Origin of the sequence: Streptomyces sp. NPDC051020 (assembly GCF_040683105.1) — a bacterium.
Classification (GTDB): Bacteria; Actinomycetota; Actinomycetes; order Streptomycetales; family Streptomycetaceae; genus Streptomyces.
Map to the genome: position 1 here is coordinate 1 of NZ_JBFBCG010000092.1, position 25,338 is coordinate 25,338.

Sequence of the window (25,338 nt, forward strand, 5' to 3'; positions counted from 1 at the left end):
GCCCCATCAAAGGGCGGGGGTCTGGGCGTAGGGGTGTCTGGACGACGGGTGCCTGGGCTCCGGTGCCGGGGATGAGGAAGGGGCAAACCTTGCCGGTCGCGGCACTAGTGAACAGCCAGGGCCTGCCGCGGTGCGGCGGGTACTGAACGGCGTGCCGGTCGGCGATGTCTCCGGCAACGGGCTGTTCCGGGCCCAGGACCTGCGGGTACCCGGCGGATCGCTCTCCGTGGGCAGCGCAGGCGGCTCACGTCCGCCCGCCTGCCGGCCCGGCCCGCGGATCTGCTGCTCGACTGAGCTGGAACCGATCTAGGGTCTATACATGGCGCAACCGCAGCGCATTGTCCTCGTCCGGCACGGCGAGTCCGAGGGCAATGTCGATGACACGGTGTATGAGCGTGAGCCCGACCATGCATTGCGGCTCACCGCGACGGGCTTGCGGCAGGCCAGGGAGACGGGGGCCCAGCTGCGCGAACTCTTCGGCACGGAGCAGGTCAGCGTGTACGTCTCGCCCTACCGCCGCACGCACGAGACCTTCAGGTCCTTCGGCCTCGACCTGGAGCGGGTGCGGGTGCGGGAGGAGCCACGGCTGCGTGAACAGGACTGGGGAAACTGGCAGGACCGCGAGGACGTAAGACTGCAGAAGGCGTACCGGGATGCCTATGGGCACTTCTTCTACCGCTTCGCGCAGGGGGAGTCCGGCGCCGATGTGTACGACCGGGTCGGAGCATTTCTGGAGAGTCTGCACCGGAGCTTCGAAGCCCCCGACCATCCGCCCAACGTTCTGCTGGTCACCCATGGATTGACGATGCGGTTGTTCTGCATGCGCTGGTTCCACTGGACGGTGGCCGAATTCGAGTCACTGTCCAATCCCGGCAACGGGGAGAAGCGGACGCTGATGCTCGGCGCGGACGGGCGCTACACCCTTGACCGGCCGTTCGAGCGGTGGCGCACCCCTGAGCCCTACGGCATCACCGGATAGAGTGGAAGGGCGATGACCGCTGACTCCGCTACCGCCTCACGCTTCGAGCGCGCCCTGGCCAGCCTGCGCGGGCTGGCTGTGGGAGACGCCCTGGGATCCCAGTTCTTTGTGCCCGTCAACTATCCGCTCCTGAAACAGCGCACCTTGCCGCCCGGACCCTGGCAATGGACCGATGACACGGAGATGGCCTGCTCGGTCCTGGCCGTGCTCGTCGGGCACGACCGTATCGACCAGGACGCGCTCGCCCACTCCTTCGCCGACCACCACGACTTCGACCGGGGATACGGCCCCGCCGTGAACCGGATGCTCCGACTGATCCGGGAGGGCGGCGACTGGCGCGAGCTGGCGTCGGCGCTTTTCAACGGTCAGGGCTCCTGGGGCAACGGTTCAGCGATGCGCATCGCACCCCTCGGCGCCTGGTACGCGGACGACCCCGAGCAGGCCACGCACCAGGCCGAGATCTCCTCGTACACCACGCATCAGCACCGGGAAGCCGTCGTGGGTGCGATGGCGGTGGCGGCGGCCGCCTCGCTCGCAGCCGCACCCGGGGGGCCACCGACGCCTGAGGAACTCCTCGACGGCGTGGTCGCGCTCGTACCGCGCAGCGCGGTGGGTGCCGGGCTCCGCCGGGCCCGCGACATGCTCGACTACGGCGATGCCGGGACCGTGGCCGCGGTTCTGGGCAACGGCCGCCGTACCAGTGCACATGACACGGTGCCGTTCGCTCTCTGGTCTGCGGCGCGGAGCCTCGGCGACTTCGAGAAGGCGTTCTGGGTGACCGCTCAGGCCGGTGGGGACGTGGACACGACCTGCGCGATCGTCGGTGGGGTCGTCGCGGCGGGCAAGGCGGGTGCACCGCCGGCCGACTGGTCGGCGCAGGCGGAAGAGCTGCCGGACTGGCTTCCCCGCCCGGGCCGCAGCTGAGACGGGCCGACTGTCACGGTACTGACACATCCCTGCCGCGGGCGGCTGCGAGCGGCACCAGGAGGCTAATCTTTCGGCCACGCCGCCCTCGGTGATCACCATGACGGGCGTGTGCCGAATGAGATGCCGGGCTGCTCGCACTCTTCAGCTGCCGTGTGAGCGGACCTCGGTGGGGAGGGGTCCCATGCCCGATCACGCGTCAGAATCAGCCGTCCAGCCAGAGGCGCCCGAGCCGCCTCGTACGTCGGAACAGTCCCGCGCGATGGAGTCGCAGCCGGAGGGGGAGCCGACGCAGCGACCGGAGCCGTCCGAGGTGCCGGAGTCCCGGGACGCCGTCCCGCAGGCGCCGAGGGTTCCGGCGTACGCGCAACAAGGGTGGCAACCGCAGCAGCCCAACCCATGGCGGAGCAGTCGGCAGAAAACCGGTACGCTCGCGCTGCTGCGCCCGGCCCGCCCGGCCGCCATCCGTAACGCCACACTCTGGGCGGCCGCCGCCACCGCGCTCCTCAGCGCGTTGTTGCTCGGTGACGGACTCGGCCTGAACCTGCTGATCGTGGCAGTCCCCGCCGCACTCGCGGCCTCCTTCGCCGCGCAGGCAGCGGGCCGTCGGCTCCGGTCCTGGTCCGCAGTCTGGGCGGTCGGCGGCCTTGCTCTGCTCGCGGTCCCGGCGCTCAGGGACGCGGGCTGGCCGGTCTTCCTCGCCGTTGTGTCGGCCGTTGCGCTGGGCTCGCTGACGCTGCACGGCAGCCGCAGCTGGCTCGGCGTGTTCCTCGGTTCGGTGGGTCTCCTTTCTTCCGTGGCCGAGGGACTGAGGTGGGGGGCAGGTGGTGTTCGCGACCGAATGACCGGTTCCCGCGGCCGGTGGGGTGTCGTGTTCCGTTCCACTGCGGTGGCGATCGGCCTGCTCATCGTCTTCGGAACGCTCTTCGCCAGCGCGGATGCCGCGTTCGCCGATGTGCTCGGCAACCTGATCCCCGAGGTGTCGCTGGGCGATGCCCCGTGGCGGTTCTTCCTGTTCGTGGTTGGTCTGGTCGGCGCGCTCGCCGCCGCATACACCGCCGCCGCCCCGGTGCGCTGGGACGACATCACCGTGCGCGACGGGAAGCCCCGCGGGCGCCTGGAATGGGCGCTGCCGCTCATCGTGCTGAATCTGCTCTTCGCCGTCTTCATCGCCATCCAGCTCACCGTGCTGCTCGGCGGGTACGACAGGGTGATGGCCGAGACCGATCTCAGCTACTCCGCATACGCCCGCCAGGGCTTCTGGCAGCTGCTGTGGGCCACCCTGCTCACCCTCCTGGTCATCGCGCTCGCGCTGCGCTGGGCACCGCGCGGGCACTCGCGCGACCGCACGCTCGTACGGACCGTCCTCGGCGCGCTCTGCCTCCTCACTCTCGTGGTGGTCGCCTCGGCGCTGCGGCGCATGGACCTGTACGTCGATGCCTACGGCCTGACCCGGCTGCGCATATCCGTGGCTGCGGTGGAACTCTGGCTGGGGGTGGTGCTCGTCCTGATCATGGCGGCGGGCGTGTTCGGCGCCCGTATGCTGCCGCGCGCCGTGGCGGCGAGCGCTGCTGCCGCCGTGCTCACGTTCGGTCTGATCTCGCCCGACGGGCTGATCGCGGAACAGAACGTGCAGCGTTACCGCAGCCATCACACCATCGACATCGACTACCTCCGGGGACTCTCGGCCGACGCCGTACCGGCTCTCGACAGGCTTCCCGAACCGCTGCGGTCCTGTGCCCTCAACGAGATCCAGCACACGCTCCGTGCATCCGATGCGCCGTGGTACGCCACCAGTTGGGGTCAGGCGCGGGCACGCGACATTCTGGAGAAGCGGAGCGCGAATGCTCTTCTGACGGACTGCCGGGGGCAAGGGAGCGAAGGAGACAGCGGGCGCAACGGTGACGAGGGCGACGATGCGTACGACCCGTACTGACCCCCTACCCGCCCCACCCTGCATGGCGTCGCACGCACGGTGCAGGGGCCCGGTCCGAGTCGTACCGGGCGATCCGGGCAGGTGTGCAGGACGCACCCTCCGCGGTACGTCCGTCACCTGCGCCGACGGGCGCTTTCTCGCCGGCACACCTGCTGATCGGGCTCCTTTGGTGACACGCCTCATGCTGTGTTACGCGGCAGGACCTCCTGCGGAGACCTTGCCGCGCAGCGCGTCCACGTCGCTCTTGCGCACCCGGATCACCAGCACCGCAGTCAGCAGGCCGACGGCCACCACTGCCGTGAAGGCAGTCGAATTGCCCTGGGTGAGCACTTCGTGCCCCACCGTGCGGCAAGCTGTTCGTGCGACGTGGCGAACGTCGCCTCCTGCTCCGGTGTCGGCTGCGCCATGAACGACGGAATCTGCTTCTCCGCCTCATTGCGAATCGCTGTGCCGAAGACGGTGACCAGGATGCAGAGGCCCAGCGAACCACCCACCCGCTGGCTGGCATTGAGCAGTCCGGACGCCGCGCCAGCCTCGTGCTGGGCGACCCCGGAGACCGCGGTCAGGCCGACGGCTGCGCGACGTCATGCTCTCCCCGCCTGGAACCGCACTGCTTTCCGTGCTTCACGAGTGCGACTCGAGCGCCTCCGGACGCTTCCAGGCCGTGATCTTCCAAGGTGTGATCCAGTCGTCCACCGAGCTCTTTCGGAAGGTCGTGAGCCGAGGTGTGGAGCGGGGTGAAGTCCGTTCCGATGCGACGAGCGAGCCGACCCTGGACCTGATCCTCGCGATGATGATGTGCCGCAGCAAGGTGTGCGGCAGCGAATGGCCGGAAGCGTACATCGCCGAATCGATCGATCGGATCATGGTTCCGCTACTCCGGCCTTCCGGCAGCTGAACGCAACCGGCGGCAGCCGGACCGTGAGGTTCCGTCGGAGCGACGCCACGGGTCGCACGACGGTCCGGCGCCCCGGGGTGTTCGTGGCGTCTCTGTCGGCGTACGCTGACTGGCGCCATGCCGTACGAACCACCCACGCACACCGTCGAGCGCTCGCTGCGCGCTACCGCTGGTGCCAAGACCGTCGCCGGTGTCGACGAGGTCGGACGCGGAGCGTGGGCGGGACCGGTCACCGTGTGCGCGGCTGTCACCGGCCTCCGCAAGCCCCCCGCCGGACTCACCGACTCCAAGCTGATCAGCCCGAAGCGCCGTGCCGAGCTGGCACCGCTGCTCCAGGACTGGGTCACGGCCTACGGCCTCGGTGACGCCTCCCCGCAGGAGATCGACGAGCTCGGGATGACCGCGGCTCTGCGCCTCGCCGCCATACGCGCCCTCGAAGCGCTGCCCGTGCGCCCCGACGCAGTGATCCTCGACGGCAAACACGACTACCTGGGAAAACCCTGGACGGTCCGAACCGTCATCAAGGGCGACCAGTCCTGCATCGCGGTCGCGGCCGCCTCGGTGATCGCGAAGGTCCACAGGGACACGATGATGGCCGAACTGGGCGCGGAATCGGGGGAGTACGCCGCCTTCGCGTTCGATGCGAACGCCGGCTACCCGTCCCCCGTGCACAGGGCCGCTCTGGAGGCGCTGGGGCCCACGTCCCTGCACCGCCTCTCGTGGTCCTACCTCGACGCGCTGCCCAGGTGGCAGCACCTGAAGAAGATCCGCATCTCCGCCGAGGCGGCTGCACTGGAAAGCGGGGGCCAACTCGGCTTCGACTTCTGATCGCGCATTTGTGCCTACCCGCCGACGCCCTCTGCGCCGGCGTTTGATAGACAACCACCCATGCCTCTCATCCCCGAGGAGCCTCAGATTCACGAGAGCGCCCAGGGTCCCCGCGTCACTCCGGCCGCAGGCCGCACCGCGCCGACCCCCCGTCCCGTACCCGGCCCGCGTTCCGCGGCCACGCCGCGCCCCGGTCGTCCGGGTCCTGGCCCCGCGAGGCCCGCGCCCCCGGCGCAGCGCCCGCACCCCACCTCCGGTCAGCCTCAGGCGGCCCGGTCGGAGACTCGTTCCGCGCCGCAGTTCCAGCTGATCCCGGCCTCGGCCGGCAGTGCGCTCGACGCCGCCGACGAGGCCGTCGATCTGCTGCTCGACTCCGGACGCGCACCGGGCGACATCCTGGTGCTCACCACCGGTGAGCAGCACCCTTGGGCGGTGCACGAACTCTCCTTCGGAGAAGCCGCCTACTGGGCCCAGCACGATGCGAGCGACGACGTCTTCTTCGCCGGTGCCGTGGCCGCGGACCGGCTGAAGGCCCGCCCCGTGGTGATCGTCGCGGTCAACGGTGACGTCGATGACGCCACTGCCCGCGTGCTGCCTCTCGCGAGGGAGCGTGCCGGAGCCTTGCTGGTCGTCTGCGGTGACCCGCAGCGGATCAACGCCGTGCTCGGCGCCGGCGTCTGAGCCGAACGACGCGCACGGCCGTGGTGACCCGGCTGCCCGACGGGGCGGCCGGGCCCACGACCCGGGTCAGCGGGCCGCGGTACGTCGCAGTGCCTCCGCCGCACCGCCGCCGGTGCGCAGCGGGAACGGATCATGCTCGGCAATGGTGTCGGCGAGAGCCGCAGGCGTCGATATGGAGTTGGGCCGACGTCCGCCCCGGCCCTCGCCCAGCACCTGCCACCCGCCACGCGTCAGCGTGATGTACGCGCCGCACCGCAGGCCGTGCAGCGTGCAGGCATCCCGCAGACCCCACATCCACGCCCCGTCCTCCTCCGTCCACCGCTCGTCACCCTCGCGGCAGTAGAGCAGCACCGCGGTGCGGACGGGAGTGCGGCGACGCAGATCGTGCGGGATGACCCGGCGCAAATGCGCCAGCAGTGCGTTCCGGAACTCCCAGCCGTCCGCGGAGACGGAGCGACGGGCGAACGAGGCGCTGGCCGTGAGGCGTTCCTCATGGTCGAGTACGGCGACGACAGCGGTCTGCGGGGTCGGCCGGTGCCGGGTATGCAGACCGCTGACCACCTCGCGTGGGCTGCGCAGCAACGGTATGCCCGCGGCGGCCCACTCGGCTGGTTCGAGCATTCTGGCAAGGCGGTTGGCGGAGTCGGCGGACACCGAGGACGCCGACATCGAAGTGGCTGCGGACGGAGCGAATCCGAAGGTCACGATCCTCCCTTCGCATACGCGCCCACGGTGCGGGCAGGGTTGGGTGGGGCGCACCGCGGCACAGCCCTTACGGGCCGCGAAAGGCTGCGGGGAGCGAGCTCAATTCTTCCTGGCGTATCGGCGGGCGGCAACGAGCAATTGGCGCGGCTGATGGAAATCGGCCGGAATGACACGGATATCCCTGCCCAAACCGTGGACGGATGACGCCCCTGTCACGCCTGAACGGCGAGGACCAGCGGAAACACCCCCTCAGTACCGGCCTTGCGCATCAGCCGCTCTGCCCAGATCGCCTCGTCCTCCTTGCCCGGGAGCAGCAGTACCTCGGCGCGCTCGACGCCCCGGCCCGCGCGGCCCGCCTGTCTGGTAGCAGGCGATGAGTGAGGAGGGAGAACCGAGGTGCACGACGAAGCCGAGGCCGGGTTTGTCGAATCCCATGCCGAGCGCGGACGGGCAGATCGGCGAGCGTGGTCCGCAGCCGTCGGTAGTCGGGCCGGAAGTCGTGTCCCCCGTCGGAGATGTGATGCGCCTCGTCGACCACGAGCAGATTTGGAGCCCTGACCTGCGTAAATGCGGCGGTCGGGGGCGTTCAGGGCCGAGTGCTCGGCCCTGAACGCCCCCGATCCGTGCGTGGCAGACGCACCCTGCGTAAGTCTTTTGCCACGTTGGGTGGATTCGCTGATTGTCAGTGCTATCGGGTTGCATGGGGGCCATGGACAACCTGGAGCTGCGTACTGAAGCGGATGCCATCCTCGCTGAGCTGGTCGGTGCCCCGAGGGGTTCGGCGCAGCTGCGGGAGGACCAGTGGCAGGCAGTGGCGGCTCTTGTGGAGGAGCGCCGGCGGGCGCTGGTGGTGCAGCGCACCGGCTGGGGGAAGTCGGCGGTGTACTTCGTGGCCACCGCTCTACTGCGGCGTCGTGGCTCGGGTCCCACGGTGATCATCTCGCCGCTGCTGGCGCTGATGCGTAACCAGGTCGAGTCGGCGGCGCGGGCCGGTATCCACGCGCGCACCATCAACTCGGCCAATTCGGAAGAGTGGGAGGCGATCTACGGGGAGGTGGAGCGCGGCGAGACCGACGTTCTCCTGGTAAGCCCGGAACGTCTGAATTCTGTTGATTTTCGCGATCAAGTGCTGCCGAAGCTTGCGGCCACGACTGGTCTGCTGGTGGTCGACGAGGCGCACTGTATTTCCGACTGGGGCCACGACTTCCGGCCCGACTACCGGCGGCTGCGGGCGATGCTGGCCGAGCTGCCCGCAGGCGTGCCGGTGCTCGCCACGACGGCGACCGCCAACGCGCGCGTGACCGCGGACGTGGCCGAACAGATGGGCACCGGTGCCGGCGAGGCCCTGGTGCTCCGCGGCCCGCTGGAGAGGGAAAGCCTTCGGCTGGGTGTGGTGCAGCTGCCGGATGCCGCGCACCGCCTGGCCTGGCTTGCTGAGCATCTGGACGACCTGCAGGGCTCGGGGATCATCTACACCCTCACTGTCGCCGCGGCCGAGGAGGCCACCGCCTTTCTGCGGCAGCGCGGCTTCCGCGTGGCCTCGTACACGGGGAAGACGGAGAACGCCGACCGGCTGCAGGCCGAGGTCGACCTGCAGGAGAACCGAGTGAAGGCACTGGTCGCGACCTCGGCGCTGGGCATGGGCTACGACAAGCCGGACCTGGGGTTCGTGGTGCACATGGGTTCGCCCTCCTCGCCGATCGCCTACTACCAGCAGGTGGGGCGTGCAGGCCGCGGTGTGGCCCACGCCGATGTGCTGCTGCTGCCGGGCAAGGAGGACGAGGCCATCTGGCGCTACTTCGCCGACACCGCCTTCCCTCCCGAGGCGCAGGTTCGTCAGACACTCTCGGCCCTCGCCGGTGCGGGGCGGCCGCTGTCCGTGCCGGCCCTGGAGGCGGCGGTGGACCTTCGGCGCAGCCGGCTGGAGTCGATGTTGAAGGTGCTGGATGTCGACGGCGCGGTCAAGCGGGTGAAGGGCGGCTGGACGGCCACGGGAGCCGAGTGGGTGTACGAGGCTGAACGCTACGCGTGGGTTGCCAAGCAGCGGGCGGCCGAGCAGCAGGCCATGCGCGACTATGCGAGCACATCCCAGTGCCGGATGGAGTTTCTGCGCCAGCAGTTGGACGACGAAGGGGCTGCCACCTGTGGCCGCTGCGACAACTGCGCGGGCGCCTGGGCCGATCCCTCTGTCTCGATGGAGACGCTGACGGGGGCGACGAAGGAACTGGACCGCCCTGGGGTGGAGGTTGAGCCGCGCCGGATGTGGCCGACGGGGATGCCCGCACTGGGCATCGACCTCAAGGGGCGCATCCCGGCCAAGGAACAGTGCTCCACCGGGCGTGCCCTGGGCCGGCTCTCGGACATCGGCTGGGGCAACCGACTGCGCCCGCTGCTGGCGGAGAGCGCGCCCGATGGACGGGTCCCCGACGATGTCCTGCGGGCCGCGGTGGCGGTCCTCGCCGACTGGGCGCGCTCCCCGGGGGGCTGGGCGCCGAACGTCCCGGACGCCTCTGCCCGGCCGGTAGGAGTGGTCGCTGTACCGTCCTTGGCCCGGCCTCAACTGGTCGGCTCCCTCGCTGAAGGAATCGCGTCCATCGGCCGCCTCCCCTTCCTGGGGACGTTGACGCACACCGGGCCGAGCGGCGCGCACGCGGCACGCCGCAGCAACTCCGCCCAACGCCTCAGAACGCTGTCCGGCGCCTTCACCGTGCCTGCGGACCTGGCCGATGCCCTGGCCGGCTCTCCCGGCCCCATCCTGCTCGTGGACGACTACACCGACTCCGGCTGGACCCTCGCAGTCGCTGCCCGCCTGCTCCGCCAGGCAGGCAGCGAACAGATCCTGCCGCTGGTCCTTGCCGCAGCGGGCTGACGTCGCCTGTTCCGTTCATGCCACCAACTCGTTGCCATGAACGGTTGTGGGCCACGCCAGGGTCGGTCCTGTACCCGGCGTACTGTCCGACTCGTCCGCCGCTACCGGCTGTACCTCCGGAAGGGCCTCCGATCTGTGCCGGAGGCCCTTTCTGGTCTTTCATCAGCTTGTTGCTTCAGGCGATGCTCCGGTCCTGGTCGAGCCCGTGGCCTCAACAGGCCGGCGTCCCGCACCGGTGGCAGACGTCACGTCAGAGGACCGGGACGCTGTTCCAGGGGCGGACGGCCTCGATCGCTGCTGCGGCGCGGAACACCGTGGCGTCGTCGTAGGTGCGTCCGACGACCTGTACTCCCGTCGGTACTCCGGTCGAGGCGAAACCGGACGGCACGCTCAGCACCGGGCAGCGGCTGGCGATGTTGAACACCGTGGTCATTGCGGATTCCAGATAGAAGTCCAGCTCGACGCCGTTGATCACAACCTTGGTCGAGAGGTAGTCGTCGTCCGCCTTGAGCGCTGGGATGGCGCTCGTCGGGCACAGCAGGACGTCGTAGCGGTCGAGCAGGGCGCCGAGCGTTGTCTGCACCGCAGCCTCGGTCTCAAGGCCCTGGAGAAAGCTGCCGGGCTCGCGGACGGCCTCGGAGGCCCGCCGGGCGAAGTCGAGCGCGTACGTGGTGAGCTGGTCGCCGTGCTCGGCGGCGACCGACGCGATGTAGGGGCCGAAGATGGAGCCGAAGTGGATCATCGCTGCCCGCATCACGTCCGCCCGCATGATGGGGACCTCCACCTCCTCGACAATGGCTCCGGCCGCGCGCAGCGCCTCCGCGACCGCGCGGGTGTTGGCCTCGACCTCGGGTTCGACCGGCCAGTCCCCGAGGGTGACCGAAAGCGCCACCCGCAGGCCTTCGGCGCCCTCGAACCGCTCGGGGAGGACGAGCTTCGGCCGCAGCGAGACCGCGTCCAACGGGTGGGGCCCCGCGATGACGTTCTCCAGCAGGGCGCAGTCTCCGACGGTGCGCGCCATCGGACCGTCGTGGCAGTACGTGTCGAGGTTGAACGGCGTCATCGCCGGCACGCGCCCGTACGGCGGCTTGAAGCCGACCGTGCCCGTGTACGAAGCCGGGATGCGGATCGAGCCGCCGATGTCGGAACCGGTCGCGAGCGTTGCCTCACCTGCCGCGAGCGCGGCGCCTGCGCCGCCCGAGGAGCCGCCCGGAGTGAACTCCAGGTTCCATGGGTTGCGGGTGACGCCCCACAGCCGTGACTGCGTGTACCCCGCGCAACTGAACTCCGGGGTCGTGGTCCGGGCGTGCACGATGCCGCCGGCAGCCTGGACCCGCTCGATCACCGGGTGCGTCTGCTCGGCGATCTCGTCCTGGTACGCCAGGGAGCCGTCCGTGATGCGGCGGCCCGCGATGGGCTGCTCCTCCTTCGTGGCGACGGCGAGACCCTCCAGCGCGCGGGGTGCCTCGCCCTTGCCCCCGTACCGAGCTTCGGCCTCGCGGGCGGCGTCGAGCGCCTCCTCGAAGGTCCGCTCGGCAAGAGCGTTGACCTTCGGCTCGACGGTTTCGGCGCGCGCGATGACCGCGGTCATCAGCTCGACCGGTGACAGCGAGCGGTCACGGAAACGGCGCAGGGCCTCGGTGGCCGGCAGATAGGCGATGTCGGTGAGGTCGGTCATGTGAGGGTCCTTTGCGATGAATCAGATGAGTCGGGTGGGCGCGCGATGGCCTTCGGATATGGAGGAAGCCGATGCCCTCGTCGCGCCCGATGCCGGCGAGCGCGTTGGCGAATCCACGGGTGGAGCCGCGCTCCGAGGGTGCGTCGGCCGGGAGGCGGAGTGCACGAGCGCTCACCCCACGCAGGTCCGCAGAACTCGGGCTGTGTGGATCTCCTCGACCGGGCGGTGAACGTGTCCCGGCCGAGGACCACCGGGTCGGCGAGGTGGCTCGGCCGCAGGGTGCCGGCGTCTTCCGTGCCGTTGGCGTGGGCCGGACCCGCCGTGTAGGACGCGACCGCGGTGGCGAGGCCGAGCCGCTGTTCGGGCAGGAAGACCCGGCCGTCGGCCCGATCGGCCCCCGTACCTCGTCATGCCCGACGGCCGAGATCCGTTCCTCGGTGACGGTGAGGCTGCCCGCCCGGGTGCGGGCGGGGTCCCCGATGTGCACGGGGCCTTGGGTGAAGACCCGATCGGCCTTGGCCAAAGGAGGTGCTCCTGATGGGTCAGCGGTGCGTGAGCGGGCCGCTGAAGGGAACGATGGGTCGGCGGTCCGTGCCTTGCGCCGACAGGGCACTGGTCAGCCGGCGCTGATCGGTTCGCTGTCAGCGGCGGCGTCGCGGGTACGGATGAAATAGGGCGACCGGCGGTGCCAGCGGGCCCACGCGGCGGCCAGCAGGCCGGATCCGATCATCAGCACCGGGACGAGCAGTGCGAACCAGCCGTTGTCGGCGGAGACTTCGAAGTGATCGGTGGAGCGATAGAAGGTCCAGGCGAGGTAGCCGCCGGTGGCGAGCAGCGCGAGCGCGCCCAGCACCGGTGCGACGACCGCGCGCTGGGCCTCCAGTGGTGAGGTGCGCAGCAGGTGGCGGAAGCGCACCGCGGCGGCCACGGCGGTGAGGGCGTAGTAGAGGGCGACGACGATGCCGATCGCGTTGACGGCGGCGAAGATCAAGTCATTGACGGTGGGGATGACCAGCGCCATCGCGGCGAGGGCCAGGGCGATCGCGGTGATCAGCAGGGTGCCGACGGCGGGGGTCCCGTGCTTGGGGTGGAGGCGCGTCCAGACGGAGCCGAGGACGCCGTCGCGGCCCATCGCGTACATCCCGCGGGCGGTGGGGATGACTGCGGCCTGCAGCGACGCTACCGCGGAAAACATGAGGGCGATGAGCGGCAGTGCGGCCAGCGGCTGCTCGGCGAGCTTCATGCCGAAGTAGGCGAGCCCTTGCGCGCCGTTGTCGGCCAGTTCGTCCAGCGGCAGGACCCGCTGGAAGGCGGTGCCGGCCAGCAGGAAGAGGAGCAGCATGACGGTCAGGGCGATGAACCCGCCGCGGGAGGCGTCCCGCGGGTCACTGACCTCTTCGCCGACGCTGAAGACCGACTCGAAGCCCCAGTAGCAGAAGACCGCGAGCACCATGCCCTGGGCGAGGGCTTCGGCTGAGGGGATGTCGAAGGGGTTGTACCACTGGAGTGAGAACGGCTGGTCCCCGGCGAACAGGCCGTAGACGCAGAAGGCGAGCAGCACGCCGTACTCGAAGATCAGCAGGTACTTCTGGAGACGGGCCGCGAGGTCGAGCCCGCGGACGGCTACCAGCGCGGCGGCGACCAGGACGGCCATGCCGAGGAGCGTGGACTGGAGGGTGGAGTCCGGATCGAGGGAGAGGCCGGCGACGCTGTGGACGGTGGCCTGTCCGAGGAGCTGGATGATCGCCGAGCCGGTCACCGTGGTGGTGTAGGCCATGAACACGATGGTGCCGACGACGTTGACCCATCCGGTCAGGAAGCCCAGCCAGGGGCTGAAGATGCTGCCGACCCACTTGTAGCTGCTGCCGGCGTTGGGTTCGACACGGTTGAGCCGCCCGTATCCGCCGGCTATGCCGAGCACGGGCAGGAAGGCCAACAGCATGATCGCCGGTAGGTGCAGGCCGACGATGCTCGCCATCAGACCGAGTCCGATGCCGATACTGCTGGTGGCCGCAGTGCTCGACGCGGCGAGAACGATGCTGTCGACGACGCCTATGGACTTCCGCATCGCGGCCTGGGGGGCCTGGGCGCTTCCTCTTGGCGTGGTGCTTGCATTCTTCACGGGTATCACCAACGATCGCCGCCTTCTCGGGGGAGGGTGGCCGGAGAGCTCGGATGGCAGGCCATGAAACCGTTGACCCCTTCACACGTCAATCGCGTTGTCATAAGCCTCGGGTCATGACTGAACGTGTGGTTCCGGAGCCGCAGCGAGGTGCAGAAGGCCGACGAAGCAGGGCACAGTGCTGTCCGAACGGGGCACCAGCTCCACCCTCGTTCCAGCTGGACGACCAGCGCTCTGCGCTTGTCCGCGAGAGCGCCTCGATGGCCCGCCACTGGTCGTCGCGCAGCCGGGCAGTGCTGGTGGTGTCCCCGACGAGTCGGGCCAATACGGAATCGGTGGAAGCCCTGGCCTCTGCGCGGTGTGCGTTGGTCGTGCCCCCATGCAACCCGATGGCTACGACAAACGGCGAACGACCCCGCGTCCCTGTGGACAACTTATCCACAGGGGGTCGCGGACTTCTGCTGCCTGCGGGACGGTCATGCAATGAACAAGCACAACGAATCCACCGGACCGGCCGACGAGCAGCGGATCACTCTGCGCGGGCCCGCCGAACTCGCCGATGCCCTGCCGTATCTCATGGGCTTCTATCCGAACGACAGCGTGGTCATGGTCGCTCTGCACGGCGGCCGGGGCCGCTTCGGCGGGCGGCTCAGGCTCGGAATTCCGCAGTCGCCGCAGGAATGGCCGCACGTCGCCGAGCAGCTCGCCGAGTGCCTGGTCAAGGGGAGCGAGCGACGCGGTGAGCACCCTGATGCGATCGTCGTATTCCTCTGCCAGGATCCTGCCGACGGGGAGACCCCGGGCCAGACGATGGAGCGGCTGCGGCCGCTGGCCCAGCGTCTGCGCACGGCCTGCGGGGCTCTCGATGTACCCGTCCTCGAAGCGCTCTGCATCTCCGGCGGACGCTACTGGTCCTACTGCTGTCCGGACGGGCGCTGTTGCCCGAGTGAGGGCAACGGCTTGTCCCTGCCGGGCACTTCGGTGATGGCGGCCGCCGCCGCTTACGCGGGTATTCAGGTCCGGGGATCTCTGAGGGAGATGGAAGCCAGACTGGCGCCTCTGGAGACCCCGGCCGCGGCAGAGCAACCGAGGGCCCTCGACTCGGCCGGGGCTGCACTGGTGCCGAGGATCCTCGACGAGGAGGGACGCAAGGAAGTGGCTCGCGAGACCCTCGGGCTCGCGCGCGTCCTGATGAAACGCCTCCGGGAGGCGCCGGCGACCGCGCCCTCTGCGGCCGACGGCCAGGACGACTCGCTGATCAGCAATGACGAGGCCGCCGCGGTGATCCTCGGCCTCCAGGACCGGGAGACCCGGGACAAGGCCGCGGAGTGGATGGAGGGGCCCGAAGCCCAATCCGCCCTGCGCCTGTGGCAGGCGCTTTCACGCCGTTGCGTCGGACCGTACGAGGAGCACGCTGCTGCGCCGCTCACCCTGGCAGGCTGGGTCTCCTGGTCGACAGGCGACGAGCCGGGCGCCCGGGTCGCACTGGGGCTGGCCCTCCGGGTGGACCCCGACTACACCTTCGCGCAACTGCTCCATCAGGCGTGCAACGAAGGACTCGATCCGGAGGCTCTGCGCCGCTGCCTGCGCGGGGAGAGCAGCGAGCAGAAGGAGCGCGGTCATCATCGTGCCGAGCGAGTCGTCCGGCCTCGCACGGTACGCCCGTCGGCGGTGAGGCGGAACAAGACGCAGCCCGGCCAGGCCCGGCCAAGGGCGGTCGCCCGACGCCGTGACCGTGAGCCGCGGGCCCACGGTCACGGCGGGGCACGGGGCGGCCGATGACCATGGATCCCGATCGCCCGGTGTCGGGCAGGGGAGCGGGGGCGCGGCGCAGAGCATCGAGTTGAGCGGGCGCAGGCAGCGAGACCGACAAGAGCGACGAGGGAGAGCCGCCGGTGCGCAGCTTCTGCGCACCGGAACACAATGGCCTCCGGGGTGCTGCCGTGGCGTGCCCGGAGAACGACCCTCATCGCGCGGGCGGCGAGCCGACCAGTTTCCGGGGCCGGGCTGGATGAAGATCATGACGAAGGGAGTGTTTATCGTCAGGCAGACGACTATGATCACGGCATGCCGCCCTACGACCCGTCGACCTTTCCGCCGTTCGCTGTCACCGTCGACCTGGTTGTGCTCACCGTGCGCCGTCATGCGCTCTGTGCGCTGGTGGTTCGCCGCGGCGAGTCCCCGTTCCAGGGCAGGTGGGCACTTCCCGGTGGCTTCGTCAGAGCCGATGAGGACCTCGGAGCTGCTGCGGCGCGTGAGCTCGTCGAGGAGACCGGACTGTGCGCGCAGGACCCGGTGGCCCCGGCAGTCGGCAACGGTGCCCATCTCGAACAGCTCGCCACCTACGGCGACCCCAGGCGCGACCCCCGGATGCGGGTCGTCAGCGTGGCTCACCTCGCACTCGCCCCCGACCTGCCCGCTCCCCGCGCGGGCGGCGACGCGAACAGTGCACGATGGGCACCCGTCGAGGATCTGCTCGGGCCGGAGGGCGGTTTCAGTCGCGAGGGTGAACAGCACGCCCCGCTCGCCTTCGATCATGCGCAGATCCTCGCCGACGGCGTCGAGCGGGCCCGTTCCAAGATCGAGTACTCCTCGCTGGCCACCGCTTTCTGTCCTCCTGCGTTCACGGTCGGAGAACTGCGTCGGGTGTACGAAGCGGTCTGGGGGGTGGTTCTGGACCCACGGAACTTCCATCGCAAGGTGACGGGCACCCCCGGCTTTCTGGTGCCTGCCGGCGGAACGACCACCCGCCAGGGCGGGCGCCCCGCCCAGCTGTTCCGGGCCGGTGCGGCCACCGTGCTCAACCCGCCGATGCTGAGGCCCGAGGTCTGACCTGGCGGAACGCCCGCAGGACTGATGGTGCACTAAAAGTCCGATATGTCGGGTTATCGTGCTGCGGTATTCGCCCTGCCGCCGAGCGGTCTCACCTCCCGCGAGAGAAGCGATGCTTCAGGCCATCGGACTCACCAGCGCTCCCCACCGCGGCCGTCCGCCCGCCGTGGACGACCTCACCTTCGAAGCCGGACCCGGCCGCGTCACGGCACTCCTCGGCGCCCCCGGTTCCGGCAAGACCACAGCCCTCCGTCTGATGCTCGAAATCGATGCGGGTCGCGGTGTCACCTACTTCCGTGGCAGGCCGCTGCACCGCATCCCGCATCCCGCCCGTGAAGTGGGAGTGCTCCTCGGGGACGTGCCCGGTCATCCCGTCCGCACCGTCCGTGGCCAGCTCCGCATGCTCAGTGCCGCAGCAGGGGTACCCGCCTCCCGGGCCGACGAACTGCTCGACACCGTCGGCCTCGCCGGGCTCGGCGACCAGCGCATCGGAGCGCTCTCGCTCGGCATGGACCGCAGGCTGGGCCTCGCGTCGGCGCTGCTCGGAGACCCCCATGCGCTGATCCTCGACGATCCCGGAGAGGGTCTCTCGCCACGCGAGAAGGCTTGGTTGCACGGGTTCCTGCGTGCCCATGCCGCGCAGGGAGGAACGGTCCTCTACACCACCTGTGACCCCAAGGAAGCGGCGCGGGCGGCCGACCATGTGGTCACCGTCGACGCCGGACGGCTGGTCTCCGACCAGAACGTCATCGACTTCTCGCGTACCCGTCTGCGCCCCCGCGTCGTAGTCCGGACTCCGCACGCCGCACGGCTCGCCGCAGTCGTGAGCCGTGAGGCGCGCGCGGGCCGGCGTTCCGTTGAGGTGGTCACCGAAACGGGCAGCCGCCTCTCGGTGTACGGCAGCACGTGTGCGGAGATCGGCGACACGGCATTCCGTCACGGTGTTCCCGTTCACCAACTCGCCGACGAGATCGCCGACAGCGGCCCCGCGACGGCCATCGCGTCCGAAGCGGAGGCCGCATCGCCGGGGCGGGCGACACCCGCGTCGGGCCCGGAGGTGGCGCCGGCGCAACCGGAGCCGACTGCCTCCGAGTCGGAAGCTGTGCCGCCAACGGCATCGCCCGTCCCGGGTCCGGAACGCGCGCCGTCGATCCGCCGGCGGCCGGCTCGTGGTCCGCACCGGCCGCTCCGCTACGAGCTGCGCCGTCTCTTCGGGGTCAGGACAACGACGTTGATCATGGCGGCCGTTCTGGTCGTCTCGGTCGGACTCTCCGTTTTTCTCGCCCGCACCGGCCATGCCCCGCTGCCGAACCTGCTCGCAGCTTGGCCCACGGCACTGCCCCTGCCGCCTGCTGCTGCCGGTGCCGGACTGCTCGGCGCGCTCTCCTTCGGCGACGAGTTCCGCTACCCCGCGCCTGCGGTGGGCCGCGGCACCGTCCCCCGCCGCCTCGGTCTGCTCCTGGCCAAGCTGGCGGTCTCCGCGGGTGTCGCGCTGCTCCTCGCTCTGATCGTTGTGGCGGCCTCCGCCGAGGCACTCCGTCTCGTGTACGGAGGCGACGTGGTCAGCGTTCCGCCGAATACGGCTTTTCTCGCAGCGAGTTGGGTGGGCCTGAACGTGGGCTGCGCGTGGGCGGGTCTGCTGGCCGCCGGAATCTTCCGAGTGGCCGCCGCCGGGGTCGCCGCAGTGCTCGCTGTGCCCGCTCTCGTCGTTCCGCTTGTCCGAAGAGTGCTGTCGGGGCCGGCCGGCCACTCGGTACTCGAGCTTCCCGGCAGGCTCCACGAACTGGCTTGGCTGCAGTGGCCGGACGGGATGGACTCCTGGGTGATGGCGGGGGTGCGCGTGGTCGTGCACCCCGTGGGGGCTGCGCTGGCGCTGTTGCTCTCGGTCCTCATCTGCGCGTATGTGTTCACCAGCCTTCGCGGCAGGGTCCGTTGGTGATCACGGAGCGCGGCTGCCCCGTCACGAGGTCTGCAATTCCCGTAAGGGTGCCCGTTTTATGCAGATAAGGCGTCAATTGGGAGGTGGGCGCCGATCACCCTTTCGTGTGCTTTTCACCAAAGACCTCAAGGGGCGGGCGAGCCGCGCCGACAAAGGATGCGTGAGTACCCTTGCGCACACCATGATGACCGCCGCCCGCTCCGTCGATTCCGGCCTCGCCGGCTCGGGTGAACTCGACCGCTACCCCTATACGGAGGCGCCGGCCGGCGAGCGCGCCGCCATCCGTTCGTGGGACGGCACCGATGCAGAGCTGGGGCGAGCGGGCCGGCGGGGTTCGGCCAGCCGCGGCCGTGGCCTCCACGGACAGCTCGTTCAGCAGCTCGGTCAGATGATCGTCTCCGGTGATCTGGGTGCCGACCGCCCGCTCGTGCCGGAGGAGATCGGCCAGCGTTTCGAGGTCTCCCGCACCGTTGTACGTGAGTCTCTGCGTGTTCTTGAGGCCAAGGGCCTGGTCAGTGCCCGGCCCAATGTGGGTACCCGGGTCCGTCCGGTCAGCGACTGGAATCTGCTGGATCCCGACATCATCGAATGGCGAGCCTTCGGTCCGCAGCGCGACGACCAGCGTCGTGAGCTGGGTGAGCTCCGCTGGACGATCGAGCCGCTCGCCGCTCGCCTCGCCGCCGGTCACGGCCGGGAGGACCTTCAGCAGCGGCTCGGCGACATGATCGAGATCATGGGGCACGCGCTCGCGCAGGGCGACGTGATCACTTACTCGCGGGCCGACGCCGAATTTCATTCCCTGCTGATCCAGGCCGCCGGCAACCGCATGCTCGAACATCTCTCCGGCATCGTCTCCGCCGCCCTCCAGGTCTCGGGTGGTCCGGTCACCGGCTGTGACCGCCCCGGCGAGGCGTCCCTCGGCCACCACGTCCGGATCGTCGACGCCCTCGCGACCGGCGACGCGGCGGGTGCCGAGGCGGCCATGCGTCAATTGCTCGTCGTCCACCCCGAGGTGGAGCGGGTGGTGCCGGCGCCGCGCGAGCACTGACCGCGGTACGGCCAGGGTGTACGAACCATGTGTCGCCGGACCGTCGCGGTCCGGCGGCTCAATTGTTGAAAGATGTCGCTCTTGGTCGCGTTCGCCGTAAATGGGGTGTGACTCGGGCCACGCGGATTGGGCGTAACACTCTTTGAGGCGGTGCGATGACTTAAGAGGTGACCGCCGCGGAAGGAATACAGCAGCCATTGAGGGCGCTGTGCAGTTCTGAGGCCAAACCCGCGCCGTCGGTACATTCCCAGCCCGACGGTCGTCGGTTCCAGCCCTCTCCTGGGCCGGGCCGGAAGCCGTTTTCCATCGTTCCGAGAGGTTGTTCGTGTCGGCCAGCACATCCCGTACGCTCCCGCCGGAGATCGCCGAGTCCGAGTCTGTGATGGCGCTCATCGAGCGGGGAAAGGCTGATGGGCAGATCGCCGGCGATGACGTGCGTCGGGCCTTCGAGGCTGACCAGATTCCGCCAACCCAGTGGAAGAATGTTCTGCGCAGCCTCAACCAGATCCTCGAGGAAGAGGGTGTGACGCTGATGGTCAGTGCCGCGGAGTCGCCGAAGCGCGCCCGCAAGAGCGTCGCAGCGAAGAGCCCGGTCAAGCGCACCGCCACCAAGACTGTCGCGGCCAAGACGACAGTGACGAGGACCGTCGCGGCCACCGCCGCCACGTCGGCCGAGACCGTGGACGTGGTGGCCGACGACGCTGCCGCGGCCAGCCCTGCGAAGAAGGCGGCAGCCAAGAAGGCAGCTGCCAAGAAGACCGCCGTGAAGAAGACGGTGGCCAAGAAGACTGCAACGAAGAAGGCCGGTAAGAAGGACGCCGACGAGCTTCTCGACGGGGACGAGGCTGTCGAGGAAGTACAGGTCGGCAAGGGCGACGAGGAGGAGGGCGAGGGCGAGAACAAGGGATTCGTCCTCTCCGACGACGACGAGGACGACGCGCCCGCGCAGCAGGTCGCCGTCGCAGGCGCCACGGCCGACCCGGTCAAGGACTACCTGAAGCAGATCGGCAAGGTTCCGCTCCTCAACGCCGAGCAGGAGGTCGAGCTCGCCAAGCGCATCGAAGCGGGCCTGTTCGCCGAGGACAAGCTGGCGAACTCCGACAAGCTCGCGCCGAAGCTCAAGCGCGAGCTGGAGATCATCGCCGAGGACGGGCGCCGCGCCAAGAACCACCTGCTGGAGGCCAACCTCCGCCTCGTGGTCTCGCTGGCCAAGCGTTACACCGGCCGCGGCATGCTCTTCCTGGACCTGATCCAGGAAGGCAACCTCGGTCTGATCCGCGCGGTCGAGAAGTTCGACTACACCAAGGGCTACAAGTTCTCCACGTACGCCACCTGGTGGATCCGTCAGGCGATCACCCGCGCCATGGCCGACCAGGCCCGCACCATCCGTATCCCGGTGCACATGGTCGAGGTCATCAACAAGCTTGCGCGTGTGCAGCGTCAGATGCTCCAGGACCTGGGCCGTGAGCCCACCCCGGAGGAGCTGGCCAAGGAGCTCGACATGACCCCCGAGAAGGTCATCGAGGTCCAGAAGTACGGTCGTGAGCCGATCTCCCTCCATACGCCGCTGGGTGAGGACGGGGACAGTGAGTTCGGTGACCTGATCGAGGACTCCGAGGCGGTCGTCCCGGCCGACGCGGTCAGCTTCACGCTCCTCCAGGAGCAGCTGCACTCGGTGCTCGACACCCTCTCCGAGCGCGAGGCCGGCGTGGTCTCGATGCGCTTCGGCCTCACCGACGGTCAGCCGAAGACCCTCGACGAGATCGGCAAGGTCTACGGCGTGACGCGTGAGCGCATCCGTCAGATCGAGTCGAAGACCATGTCGAAGCTGCGTCACCCGTCGCGTTCGCAGGTGCTGCGCGACTACCTCGACTGAGTCGCGGGAGTAGGCCGACCGAGGGCCCGGTTCCGAGGAACCGGGCCCTCGGCGCATGTGCGGGTGCGGTTGCCGACATGGTGGATGACTCTGAGTGGGCATGATCCACCGCAGAGTCAGGAGTGCGCATGTCCCGTACCGTCGTCCGCGCCATGACCGGGCCACTCGCCCTGGTTGCCGCGGCAGCTGTGATACCTCTCGGGTCCCCGGTTCCGGCGGCTGCCGACAGCATCGTCATCGGTGGGCAGCCGGCACATGTCAAGGACAGCCCGTGGGTCGTGGCGCTGTCCAGCCGTGACCGGTTCGGAGGTACCCGTGCGGGCCAGTTCTGCGGTGCCGTGCTGGTAGCGCCGACGAAGGTGCTGACCGCCGCCCACTGTCTGAGCCGGCAGGCGCTCGGCACTGATGTGGGTCAGGTGCGCGACCTGCGGCTCATTGCCGGGCGGGATGAGCTGACCGGCTCCGGCGGCCGGGAGGTCGCGGTCAAGGAGACATGGATCAACCCGGGGTACGACCGCACCACCAACTCCGGCGATCTGGCGGTGCTCACGCTGGCCGACGCGCTCCCCGGGGAGAGCGTGATCCCGATGGCCACAGCCGGTGACCGGGCCGATGAGCCGGGTAGCGCAGCCCTTGTCTACGGCTGGGGGGACGTTTCCGGGAACGGCGACTACGTGACGTCGCTCCGCTCCGCCCAGGTGAGGGTTCTGCCGGACAGCACGTGCCGACGGGCCTACCCGGGCAGCAGAGGCGCCGCGTACGAGGCCTCGACGATGCTCTGCGCGGGCGAACTGCAGGGTGGGCACGATGCATGCCAGGGGGACAGCGGAGGGCCGCTGGTGGCCGGTGGGCGGCTCATCGGCCTGGTGTCCTGGGGGAATGGCTGTGGGGTCGTGGGCAGCCCCGGCGTCTACACGAGGATCTCCGCAGCGGCGGGCTGGATGGCAGCCAGTAGCTGACCGGCGTCGCTCCGTAGGTTACGAGAACGGGCGGTTCCCCCCTCGGTGGGGGAGCCGCCCGTCGGCCGGTACGGAGCCGGACCCTGGCTCGTCGTGGATGCGAGGTGTCAGTGTTGTTCCTCTTCGACGGCATTGGCCTGCACGGCCGTCAGTCGGTCCGTCTCATCCTGTATCTCCGCGGCGATCTTCTTGAGTTCCGGCTCGAACTTGCGACCGTGGTGGGCGCAGAAGAGCAGTTCACCGCCGCTGATCAGGACGACGCGCAGATATGCCTGGGCGCCGCAACGGTCACAGCGGTCTGCTGCGGTCAGCGGGCTCGCGGGGGTCAGAACAGTAGTCACGTCGCCTCTTCTCTAGCTCGACGAGCTGTCGTACCAGGGTCAACATCCAACCAGGCCGAAAACGTTCCCGCTCGTGGCTTTTCTTCGAAACTTCTTCTCAAGATGGCTGTCTGTTGCCGGTTCGCGGCGAATGTGCCGTATTGCGTAGCGCTACGGTTTCGCGTTGCTTGTATGGGTCGGTCGGTCCGTCCGGCCGGCTTGCCGGTTTGTTCATGAGGACGTGCCCGGAGCCTAAATGGTTCATGCCTCGAAGGGAACGTGATGTGCGCGTCACTCCCACGAGGGATCGAACGCGTATGCGAGGCTGGTCTAGTGTGAGCATTCCCCGAGGGCGGCGGTACAACCGCTCTACCAGGCCTCGGTACGCTCTCAGCGGCAACCGAAGCCGAGCCCATTACCCACCTGGACCCCAAATGAAATTCAGCGAGGAGCGAACCGCGTGACCGCCGATACGTCCGTGCCGTCCACTGCGCTGCTGACCGGAGCAGACCGAGACGGCTCCAACTACACCGCGCGGCACCTTCTCGTACTTGAGGGGCTTGAGGCGGTTCGCAAGCGCCCCGGGATGTACATCGGGTCGACCGACAGCCGTGGCCTCATGCACTGCCTCTGGGAGATCATCGACAACTCCGTCGACGAGGCCCTCGGCGGTTACTGCGACCACATCGAGGTCATCCTCCACGAGGACAACTCCGTCGAGGTCCGGGACAACGGCCGGGGCATCCCCGTCGACGTGGAGCCCAAGACCGGACTGTCCGGGGTCGAAGTCGTCATGACCAAGCTGCACGCCGGCGGCAAGTTCGGCGGCGGCTCGTACGCCGCGTCCGGTGGTCTGCACGGTGTGGGAGCCTCCGTGGTCAACGCGCTCTCGGCCCGCCTCGACGTCGAGGTCGACCGCAACAGCGCGACCCACTCGATCAGCTTCCGGCGCGGGGTGCCGGGCATCTTCACCGAGCAGGGGCCGGACAGCCCGTTCGACCCAGGCAACGGCCTCCGCAAGGGGAAGCGAGTCCCGAAGACGCGCACCGGCACCAGGGTGCGCTACTGGGCCGACCGGCAGATCTTCCTCAAGGACGCCAAACTCAGTCTGGAGACGCTCCACCAGCGGGCCCGGCAGACGGCATTCCTCGTCCCCGGACTCACCATCGTCGTGCGCGACGAACGCGGTCTCGACGGCGAGGGCAAGACCGAGGAGACGTTCCGCTTCGACGGCGGAATCAGTGAATTCTGCGACTACCTCGCCCAGGACAAGGCCGTCTGCGATGTGCTGCGGTTGACCGGGCACGGCACCTTCAAGGAGACCGTGCCGGTCCTGGACGAGCGCGGGCACATGACGGCGACCGAGGTCACGCGTGAGCTGGCCGTCGACATCGCCATGCGCTGGGGCACGGGATACGACACCAATCTCAAGTCCTTCGTCAACATCATTGCCACCCCCAAGGGCGGCACACACGTGACCGGGTTCGAACGCTCCGTGACCAAGACGGTCAACGAGGTGCTCCGCTCCGCGAAGCTCCTGCGGGTCGCCGAGGACGACATCGTCAAGGACGACGCCCTGGAGGGCCTCACCGCAGTCGTCACCGTGCGGCTGGCGGAGCCGCAGTTCGAGGGCCAGACCAAGGAGGTCCTCGGCACCTCGGCGGCCAACCGGATCGTCGCCAATGTCGTCGCCAAGGAGCTCAAGGCATTCCTGACCTCCACCAAGCGTGATGCCAAGGCGCAGGCCAGGGCGGTCCTGGACAAGGCGGTCGCGGCCGCGCGCACGCGCATCGCGGCCCGGCAGCACAAGGACGCGCAGCGTCGCAAGACGGCGCTGGAGTCCTCCTCGCTGCCCGCCAAGCTCGCGGACTGCCGCAGCGACGACGTGGACCGCAGCGAGCTCTTCATCGTGGAAGGGGACTCCGCGCTCGGCACGGCCAAGCTCGCCCGGAACAGTGAGTTCCAAGCGCTGCTGCCGATCCGGGGCAAGATCCTCAATGTCCAGAAGGCGTCCGTCTCGGACATGCTGAAGAACGCCGAGTGCGGCGCGATCATCCAGGTCATAGGGGCCGGGTCCGGACGGACCTTCGACATCGACGCCGCCCGCTACGGCAAGATCGTCCTCCTGGTGGACGCCGATGTCGACGGCGCGCACATCCGCATCCTGCTGCTCACGCTCTTCCAGCGGTACATGCGGCCCATGGTCGAGGCGGGACGCGTCTTCGCCGCCGTGCCCCCGCTCCACCGGATCGAGTTGGTCCAGCCGAAGAAGGGCCAGGACAAGTACATCTACACGTACTCCGACGGCGAGCTGCGCCAGACACTGCTGGAGCTGCGGCGCAAGAACGTCCGGTACAAGGACTCGATCCAGCGGTACAAGGGGCTGGGTGAGATGGACGCCGACCAGCTGGCCGAGACCACGATGGACCCGCGCCACCGCACGCTGCGGCGGATCAACATCGGCGACCTCGAATCCTCCGAGCAGGTCTTCGATCTGCTGATGGGCAACGAGGTCGCGCCCCGCAAGGAATTCATCACCAGCTCGGCGGCCACACTGGACCGCTCGCGCATCGACGCGTGACCGGCAGACGCCGTCTCCACCCGCGGGTGGAGACGGCGTCTCCACCCGCGATCAATCCCTGAGCCGATCCTCTGACGCGTAAATAGCAGCAGGTCAGGGTGGGTGTGGGCATGGCTGAGTGCCCGGTGGCTGTTGGTGGCTGCCGGGTGCCTGGTTCGGGGAG

The 25,338-nt window shown here is 69.2% G+C and carries 19 protein-coding genes and 2 pseudogenes; 14 read left to right on the forward strand and 7 right to left on the reverse strand.

Features of this window, described 5'->3' with window-relative positions:
* The first annotated feature begins 319 nt into the window (after positions 1-319).
* The 3 genes from AB0N06_RS32490 to AB0N06_RS32500 all read left to right on the forward strand — a co-directional run bounded on the left by AB0N06_RS32490 (position 320) and on the right by AB0N06_RS32500 (position 3,839).
* Positions 320-979 (forward strand): histidine phosphatase family protein, encoded by a 660-nt coding sequence (locus AB0N06_RS32490; RefSeq protein ID WP_366138282.1) that lies wholly within the window; start codon positions 320-322, stop codon positions 977-979.
* Between the two features lie 12 nt (positions 980-991).
* Complete coding sequence (locus AB0N06_RS32495; protein ID WP_366138283.1) at positions 992-1,903, forward strand: ADP-ribosylglycohydrolase family protein; 912 nt, start codon at positions 992-994, stop codon at positions 1,901-1,903.
* Between the two features lie 184 nt (positions 1,904-2,087).
* A complete protein-coding gene (locus AB0N06_RS32500; RefSeq protein ID WP_366138284.1) occupies positions 2,088-3,839 on the forward strand; it encodes a DUF4153 domain-containing protein in 1,752 nt (583 codons plus the stop codon).
* Positions 3,840-4,028: 189 nt separating this feature from the next.
* Here AB0N06_RS32500 and AB0N06_RS32505 read toward each other — a convergent pair.
* Positions 4,029-4,405, reverse strand: a pseudogene (locus tag AB0N06_RS32505) (MFS transporter); the annotation flags it as partial.
* A 20-nt stretch (positions 4,406-4,425) separates the two neighbouring features.
* On the opposite strand from AB0N06_RS32505, the gene AB0N06_RS32510 reads away from it, so the two are divergent.
* From AB0N06_RS32510 to AB0N06_RS32520, 3 genes are all read left to right on the forward strand, one after another.
* Positions 4,426-4,737 carry a TetR-like C-terminal domain-containing protein gene (locus AB0N06_RS32510; protein ID WP_366138285.1) on the forward strand — a complete coding sequence of 104 codons (312 nt, stop codon included), beginning with the start codon at positions 4,426-4,428 and terminating at the stop codon, positions 4,735-4,737.
* A gap of 117 nt (positions 4,738-4,854) precedes the next feature.
* A complete protein-coding gene (locus tag AB0N06_RS32515; protein WP_366138286.1) occupies positions 4,855-5,565 on the forward strand; it encodes a ribonuclease HII in 711 nt (236 codons plus the stop codon).
* 60 nt (positions 5,566-5,625) lie between these two features.
* Entirely contained in the window at positions 5,626-6,246 is a 621-nt protein-coding gene (locus tag AB0N06_RS32520) for a hypothetical protein (RefSeq protein ID WP_366138287.1), read from the forward strand.
* A gap of 66 nt (positions 6,247-6,312) precedes the next feature.
* On the opposite strand, the gene AB0N06_RS32525 is transcribed toward AB0N06_RS32520, so the two are convergent.
* Positions 6,313-6,951 carry a hypothetical protein gene (locus AB0N06_RS32525; RefSeq protein ID WP_366138288.1) on the reverse strand — a complete coding sequence of 213 codons (639 nt, stop codon included), beginning with the start codon at positions 6,949-6,951 and terminating at the stop codon, positions 6,313-6,315.
* Positions 6,952-7,232: 281 nt separating this feature from the next.
* Positions 7,233-7,495: pseudogene (locus AB0N06_RS32530) on the reverse strand (hypothetical protein); the annotation flags it as partial.
* A gap of 165 nt (positions 7,496-7,660) precedes the next feature.
* Here AB0N06_RS32530 and AB0N06_RS32535 point away from each other — a divergent pair.
* Positions 7,661-9,820, forward strand: coding sequence for a RecQ family ATP-dependent DNA helicase (locus AB0N06_RS32535; protein ID WP_366138289.1), 2,160 nt, complete (start codon positions 7,661-7,663; stop codon positions 9,818-9,820).
* 250 nt (positions 9,821-10,070) lie between these two features.
* Here AB0N06_RS32535 and AB0N06_RS32540 read toward each other — a convergent pair whose 3' ends face one another.
* The 3 genes from AB0N06_RS32540 to AB0N06_RS32550 form a co-directional block, all read right to left on the reverse strand.
* Positions 10,071-11,498, reverse strand: a complete 1,428-nt coding sequence (locus tag AB0N06_RS32540) for an amidase (RefSeq protein WP_366138290.1) — start codon at positions 11,496-11,498, stop codon at positions 10,071-10,073.
* Positions 11,495-11,866: a hypothetical protein gene (locus AB0N06_RS32545; RefSeq protein ID WP_366138298.1), complete on the reverse strand. Its 372-nt coding sequence runs from the start codon at positions 11,864-11,866 to the stop codon at positions 11,495-11,497. Before AB0N06_RS32545 ends, AB0N06_RS32540 begins: the two co-directional genes overlap by 4 nt.
* 248 nt (positions 11,867-12,114) lie before the next feature.
* Complete coding sequence (locus tag AB0N06_RS32550; RefSeq protein WP_366138299.1) at positions 12,115-13,566, reverse strand: APC family permease; 1,452 nt, start codon at positions 13,564-13,566, stop codon at positions 12,115-12,117.
* 537 nt (positions 13,567-14,103) lie between these two features.
* Between AB0N06_RS32550 and AB0N06_RS32555 the strand changes: the two genes are divergently transcribed.
* From AB0N06_RS32555 to AB0N06_RS32580, 6 genes are all read left to right on the forward strand, one after another.
* Complete coding sequence (locus AB0N06_RS32555) at positions 14,104-15,402, forward strand: DUF4192 domain-containing protein (RefSeq protein WP_366138291.1); 1,299 nt, start codon at positions 14,104-14,106, stop codon at positions 15,400-15,402.
* 285 nt (positions 15,403-15,687) lie between these two features.
* Positions 15,688-16,452, forward strand: a complete 765-nt coding sequence (locus tag AB0N06_RS32560) for an NUDIX domain-containing protein (protein ID WP_366138292.1) — start codon at positions 15,688-15,690, stop codon at positions 16,450-16,452.
* A gap of 112 nt (positions 16,453-16,564) precedes the next feature.
* Complete coding sequence (locus AB0N06_RS32565) at positions 16,565-18,391, forward strand: ATP-binding cassette domain-containing protein (RefSeq protein ID WP_366138293.1); 1,827 nt, start codon at positions 16,565-16,567, stop codon at positions 18,389-18,391.
* 160 nt (positions 18,392-18,551) lie between these two features.
* Positions 18,552-19,439, forward strand: a complete 888-nt coding sequence (locus tag AB0N06_RS32570) for a FadR/GntR family transcriptional regulator (RefSeq protein ID WP_366138294.1) — start codon at positions 18,552-18,554, stop codon at positions 19,437-19,439.
* Between the two features lie 325 nt (positions 19,440-19,764).
* Entirely contained in the window at positions 19,765-21,315 is a 1,551-nt protein-coding gene (locus tag AB0N06_RS32575; protein WP_366138295.1) for an RNA polymerase sigma factor, read from the forward strand.
* Between the two features lie 128 nt (positions 21,316-21,443).
* Complete coding sequence (locus AB0N06_RS32580) at positions 21,444-22,274, forward strand: serine protease (RefSeq protein ID WP_366138296.1); 831 nt, start codon at positions 21,444-21,446, stop codon at positions 22,272-22,274.
* A gap of 107 nt (positions 22,275-22,381) precedes the next feature.
* Here the strand turns inward: AB0N06_RS32580 and AB0N06_RS32585 are convergent, their stop codons facing one another.
* Entirely contained in the window at positions 22,382-22,615 is a 234-nt protein-coding gene (locus tag AB0N06_RS32585) for a hypothetical protein (protein WP_037701300.1), read from the reverse strand.
* 439 nt (positions 22,616-23,054) lie between these two features.
* Between AB0N06_RS32585 and AB0N06_RS32590 the strand changes: the two genes are divergently transcribed.
* The gene (locus tag AB0N06_RS32590; RefSeq protein ID WP_366138297.1) at positions 23,055-25,175 is read left to right on the forward strand and encodes a DNA topoisomerase IV subunit B; all 2,121 of its coding nucleotides are present in this window, start codon (positions 23,055-23,057) and stop codon (positions 25,173-25,175) included.
* Positions 25,176-25,338 lie beyond the last annotated feature (163 nt).

Bases quoted from the DNA above. Each gene is read 5' to 3' on its own strand.
- AB0N06_RS32490 (WP_366138282.1), top strand. From the start codon at position 320: ATGGCGCAACCGCAGCGCATTGTCCTCGTCCGGCACGGCGAGTCCGAG.
- AB0N06_RS32495 (WP_366138283.1), top strand. From the start codon at position 992: ATGACCGCTGACTCCGCTACCGCCTCACGCTTCGAGCGCGCCCTGGCC.
- AB0N06_RS32500 (WP_366138284.1), top strand. From the start codon at position 2,088: ATGCCCGATCACGCGTCAGAATCAGCCGTCCAGCCAGAGGCGCCCGAG.
- AB0N06_RS32510 (WP_366138285.1), top strand. From the start codon at position 4,426: ATGCTCTCCCCGCCTGGAACCGCACTGCTTTCCGTGCTTCACGAGTGC.
- AB0N06_RS32515 (WP_366138286.1), top strand. From the start codon at position 4,855: ATGCCGTACGAACCACCCACGCACACCGTCGAGCGCTCGCTGCGCGCT.
- AB0N06_RS32520 (WP_366138287.1), top strand. From the start codon at position 5,626: ATGCCTCTCATCCCCGAGGAGCCTCAGATTCACGAGAGCGCCCAGGGT.
- AB0N06_RS32535 (WP_366138289.1), top strand. From the start codon at position 7,661: ATGGACAACCTGGAGCTGCGTACTGAAGCGGATGCCATCCTCGCTGAG.
- AB0N06_RS32540 (WP_366138290.1), bottom strand. From the start codon at position 11,498: ATGACCGACCTCACCGACATCGCCTATCTGCCGGCCACCGAGGCCCTG.
- AB0N06_RS32550 (WP_366138299.1), bottom strand. From the start codon at position 13,566: ATGCGGAAGTCCATAGGCGTCGTCGACAGCATCGTTCTCGCCGCGTCG.
- AB0N06_RS32555 (WP_366138291.1), top strand. From the start codon at position 14,104: ATGAACAAGCACAACGAATCCACCGGACCGGCCGACGAGCAGCGGATC.
- AB0N06_RS32560 (WP_366138292.1), top strand. From the start codon at position 15,688: ATGCCGCCCTACGACCCGTCGACCTTTCCGCCGTTCGCTGTCACCGTC.
- AB0N06_RS32565 (WP_366138293.1), top strand. From the start codon at position 16,565: ATGCTTCAGGCCATCGGACTCACCAGCGCTCCCCACCGCGGCCGTCCG.
- AB0N06_RS32580 (WP_366138296.1), top strand. From the start codon at position 21,444: ATGTCCCGTACCGTCGTCCGCGCCATGACCGGGCCACTCGCCCTGGTT.